General features: G+C 39.5%; 3 protein-coding genes and 2 pseudogenes. All 5 read right to left on the bottom strand.

Features of this window, described 5'->3' with window-relative positions:
• Positions 1 to 74: 74 nt before the first annotated feature.
• Complete coding sequence (locus ACTQ16_RS16385) at positions 75 to 452, bottom strand: hypothetical protein (protein ID WP_441938505.1); 378 nt, start codon at positions 450 to 452, stop codon at positions 75 to 77.
• Complete coding sequence (locus ACTQ16_RS16380; RefSeq protein WP_441938504.1) at positions 452 to 1,981, bottom strand: hypothetical protein; 1,530 nt, start codon at positions 1,979 to 1,981, stop codon at positions 452 to 454. The genes ACTQ16_RS16385 and ACTQ16_RS16380 overlap by 1 nt, the downstream gene beginning before the upstream one ends.
• Positions 1,982 to 1,984: 3 nt before the next feature.
• Positions 1,985 to 2,287, bottom strand: a pseudogene (locus ACTQ16_RS16375) (mannose-1-phosphate guanylyltransferase); the annotation flags it as partial.
• 144 nt (positions 2,288 to 2,431) lie between these two features.
• Positions 2,432 to 2,875: pseudogene (locus ACTQ16_RS16370) on the bottom strand (dTDP-4-dehydrorhamnose 3,5-epimerase family protein).
• 97 nt (positions 2,876 to 2,972) lie between these two features.
• Positions 2,973 to 3,881: a glucose-1-phosphate thymidylyltransferase RfbA gene (rfbA, locus tag ACTQ16_RS16365; protein ID WP_441938502.1), complete on the bottom strand. Its 909-nt coding sequence runs from the start codon at positions 3,879 to 3,881 to the stop codon at positions 2,973 to 2,975.
• Positions 3,882 to 4,435 lie beyond the last annotated feature (554 nt).

Below are 4,435 nucleotides of genomic sequence, written 5' to 3'. Positions count from 1 at the left end.
GATGGTGGCTACATATTGATGTTGTGCTGTTGCTTTTTACTGAAAGCTGCTACTAACGACTCATAAATCTACCCTTAATCGTGTATTGGATGATAGTTGCGGATTTTAGGCAAATCACAATCCATAACAACGATGGAATCTTCTGGTGCAATCGCAGAACGAGCCATCAAACAAGTCTCGACAGCACCTCTTGTTGTTTTCAGAACAGAGAAGATATTTGCATCTGGAAGTATCTGCTTAATCTTCTCATCTATTTGATACTTGTCTATATGTTCCTGTCGAACAATAAACGAATACTTCATAGGAGCATCTTCTACTTTGACACTCCCGATAGCACGAAGAAACAATTCCTTTTCGTGCAACTTAATTAATGGCTTAGGTGTAGTCCATCCCTCTTTCAAGAAACGGCTACCCTCTCCAGCCATTGGCATTATAATGTGTAATGGCCTCATTATCTTTTAAATTTAGTTTTTACAAATTTTATTATATATTCCCTTTCTTCTTTAGATAAAATCAACATCAAAGCTGCTAGCCCACAAGAATCCATCACTATAGTAACGAACATGACATGAACAAAATCTGCTTTTATAGGAATAAAACTTATAGCAAAACCTATTAGAATTAACAATATTAAAAAAATAAGGGAGGGAGCCATAACTCCACATATATATTTTTTATAATCAAGTTTGGTTTGCATATGTATATCCCATAAAGAATATAGAAAATAGCCAAAATTTGAAAAAACAAGAATCAGCATCGGATAAATTGGATTCTTATCAAATAATAACAAAATGTAGCTTATTGGCAAGGCTGCCAAAGCAAAGATTCTTCCATAAACCTGATTTCTCATTATTTGACCTGTTGCATTAGCAACTATCCATAATGGTGTTATAAATATACTAATCATTTGCTCGGCAATAACTAGCCGAGTAAATGCAACAGCATAATCAGGGACTTGCCCTAGCCATAAATACAATATCTTTTCACATTCAACAATAACAGGAATTGCTATAAAACATATTAGCAAAAAAGAAAATTTAGATCCTTTTTCTACCAATATATTCATATATGTATAATCTTTACTGGCATAAGACTTAATTATCTGAGGTTTTATTGCAGTCATTATACTATCCGTAAAACGCATGACTGCTCCACTAACCTGCATAGCTAATCCACGAGCTGCATTTACTATAGGACCGAAGAATAAATTTAAGATAATTGTTATGCCTTGATTCCCAACAGACCAAGCTAAACATCCAAATAAATTAGCACCCATAAATTTAGCCATTTGCCCAATTATTCTCTTATCAAAAAGTAACCTACATTCACACTCCGGAAATGAACGTTTAGCATAAACGACATAAAAAGTCATGGTTGCAACAGAAACCATTGCTGTAAGAAAGCCAAATAAGATTAAATGATCCCATGGACTTATTTTTAATCCATAAGCAATACCAAGACGAGCGAAAGCTTCAAATAAACCTAAATAGGCATAAGCATTCATTTTTTCTCTAGCAACAATAGCCCCCATGAAAGCAACATCAATAATTGAACATATTGTTGCTAAAATAGAAAATTGATAAACCCATATTGCTGCACTCAAACGATTCTCTGGAATAACAAGCTTATTGGACACAAACCATAATCCTAAGGTTTCTCCTAAAATAACAACAATTCCAGATATTACAAGCAATAATGTAAAACTCTGGCTAAAATATCGAGTTGTACCCTTAAGATCACCCTTTCCTAAACCAAAATTCAAAAAGCGCTGGACAACATTAGATAAGCTAGTCGTAAAGAACGCAAGCATCGAAACAAATCCAGCAACTACATTATTTATACCAAAATCCTCTACGCCAAGTTGTTGTAACACAATGCGGGAAGTGAATAAAGATATAAACATCAGAAGTAGCATTCTGATATACAATAAGCCGGTATTTTTAACTATTCTCTTATTATTATCTGATGTTTGATTTGACATAAATTACCTTCCAAATTCTTTAATTTTCTGTTCTTCTTTTAAGGAGCAAACAAGCAGTTGTCCTTGCTTCTCGGCTACGATATAGCCATTCAAGCCTTGAACTACTACCTTATTTTCATCGGCTGCATGAGCCACACAGTTCTTGCATTCATACTATCGGATGTCCTTGCTTACCTTGGCATTGCCAGCCTCATCCTGTGGAAGCATGGTGCGGAGGCAGCCCCAGCAGCCTAAGTTGCTCCAGCCAAACTCGGCTGGCAGGGTATAGATTTCCCTCGACTTCTCCATCACGGCATAGCCAATGCTTGACAAGAACAACGTATGACTTAGTATAAATCCACGTTGATATCGAATGGACTATCAAAGTCTTTCAGCATTGCATGCTTCGTATCTTTTTCGGAGAGTTTGGCATGTCCTGTTGGAAACTTCCAATCGATACCAAGGCTATCATCAAGGTACCTCTATCAGCCTCTGGATGATAGAAGTTATCATCTTGTATTGGAAGACTACTGTTTCTGAGAGGACAGCGAAACCATGGACAAAGCCCTTTGGGATGAAGAACTGGCGATGATTGTCTTCTGTCAGTTCTACAGCCACATGCTTGCCATAAGTAGGGGATCATCTACAGCTACATCGAGTACTCTACCTTTTACGCAGCGTACCAACTTACTTTATGTATAAAGGTGGGCGCTGGAAGTGCAGGCCTCGCATCACGCCATAGCTGCTCATAGACTCCTTGTCTTGGCAGAAGTGAACACTATGTCCCAGGATTGGGACAACCTTCTCTTCAAACTCTCACTCGCTGAAACTCTCGAAGAAGTAGCCACGAGCATCACGGAAAAGGCGAGGCTCTATAATGAGTACGCCATCTATATTGGTTTGGATTATATTCATCGTTATATATTTTAAGAAAGGCAGGCTCCATACCAAGAGCCGAAAAGTAGCTTATAAAATAAGCCCCAGGCATTTCACCTGCCATAATTATTTCCTGCTAAAATTCTAAATTCTTTTTTAATGTTTGTTCTTTCTCTTCAAGTATTGAAAGGAGATACTTGCCATAGTCATTCTTCAACATTGGCTGTGCATTCTCTCTCAACTGTTCTGCAGTAATCCAACCTTGGCGGTATGCAATTCCTTCCAGACAAGCCACCTTCAAGCCCTGGCGCTTCTCCAAAACCTCAATAAAGGTGGATGCCTCAGAAAGGGAATCATGAGTTCCGGTATCGAGCCAGGCAAATCCTCTTGCCATGGTCTGTACCTTCAGCTGCTTATCCTTCAAGAACTCCTGATTAACGGTGGTGATTTCCAACTCACCACGAGCGGATGGCTTAATATGCTTGGCAACTTCTACCACCTTATTAGGATAGAAGTATAAGCCTACTACAGCATAGTTGCTCTTTGGATGCTGAGGCTTCTCTTCAATGCTCAGGCAATTGCCTTGTTCATCAAACTCAGCAACTCCATATCGCTCAGGATCACTAACACGATAACCGAAGACGGTTGCCTTGTCGTTCTGCTCTGCATCTACTACTGCCTGATGAAGCATCTTGTTCAAACCTGCACCATAGAAGATATTATCACCCAATACAAGGCAAGCGGAATCATTACCGATGAACTTCTCTCCGATAATGAAAGCTTGGGCTAAGCCATCTGGTGATGGCTGCTCAGCGTACTCGAACTTCACACCTAACTGGCTTCCATCGCCTAAGAGGCGTTTGAAGCCTGGTAAATCAAATGGTGTTGAAATAATGAGTATTTCACGGATACCTGCCAACATCAATACTGATATTGGGTAATATATCATCGGTTTATCAAAGATTGGTATCAGCTGTTTGCTGATTCCTTTTGTGATAGGGTACAAACGTGTACCGCTACCACCTGCTAATACTATTCCTTTCATATAATTATTATTTGTTGATAAATAACATGTTTTCTAAAATCATCCCGTCCTTCTTTGTTGATAAAGCGAGCTGCACTCGGCAATTTGAAAGCGAGCTTTCATTGCACTCATTGGCATCGCTTTTTCCCATAAAAAAAGGCTTTTTTCTACCTCTCCGTCTCTCCTGCAAGGAGAGCTCCACTTTCTCCCCAAGCCCCTCTTCCTCAGGAAGCGGGGATGTAACCGCCCTACTCGGTGCTCGGAACCGCTACGCTATAAGGTTGGCGGACCATCAAAGGTCTACGCCAAGTTTTGCGGGATGGGACCGCCTGGGTCATAAACAATGACGGAAAGGCTACATCCCAATTGCAAAGACGGCATTATAGCATACCGTCACTACAGAAATTTGGGGTTGTATCATTGTTATAAATTTAATAACATAAACACACTACCCAGTTGTTCCGGCAGCTTCCACTGCCAGAACAGCCTCGGGACTTATCGAGTTATAAAAAATAATCTTAAGTATCTATTGTGTGTTTCGTATGGTATCATTGAAGGGCTCACACGGATCTCAA

The organism is Prevotella sp. LCP21S3_D2 (genome assembly GCF_052118345.1).
Classification (GTDB): domain Bacteria; phylum Bacteroidota; class Bacteroidia; order Bacteroidales; family Bacteroidaceae; genus Prevotella.
The sequence above is the reverse complement of the archived record's forward strand: the minus strand, read 5'-3'. Positions and strand labels throughout refer to the sequence as shown.

Excerpts from the sequence above, each read along its gene's own strand:
- ACTQ16_RS16385 (WP_441938505.1), bottom strand. The coding sequence starts at position 452 with ATGAGGCCATTACACATTATAATGCCAATGGCTGGAGAGGGTAGCCGT.
- ACTQ16_RS16380 (WP_441938504.1), bottom strand. The coding sequence starts at position 1,981 with ATGTCAAATCAAACATCAGATAATAATAAGAGAATAGTTAAAAATACC.
- rfbA (WP_441938502.1), bottom strand. The coding sequence starts at position 3,881 with ATGAAAGGAATAGTATTAGCAGGTGGTAGCGGTACACGTTTGTACCCT.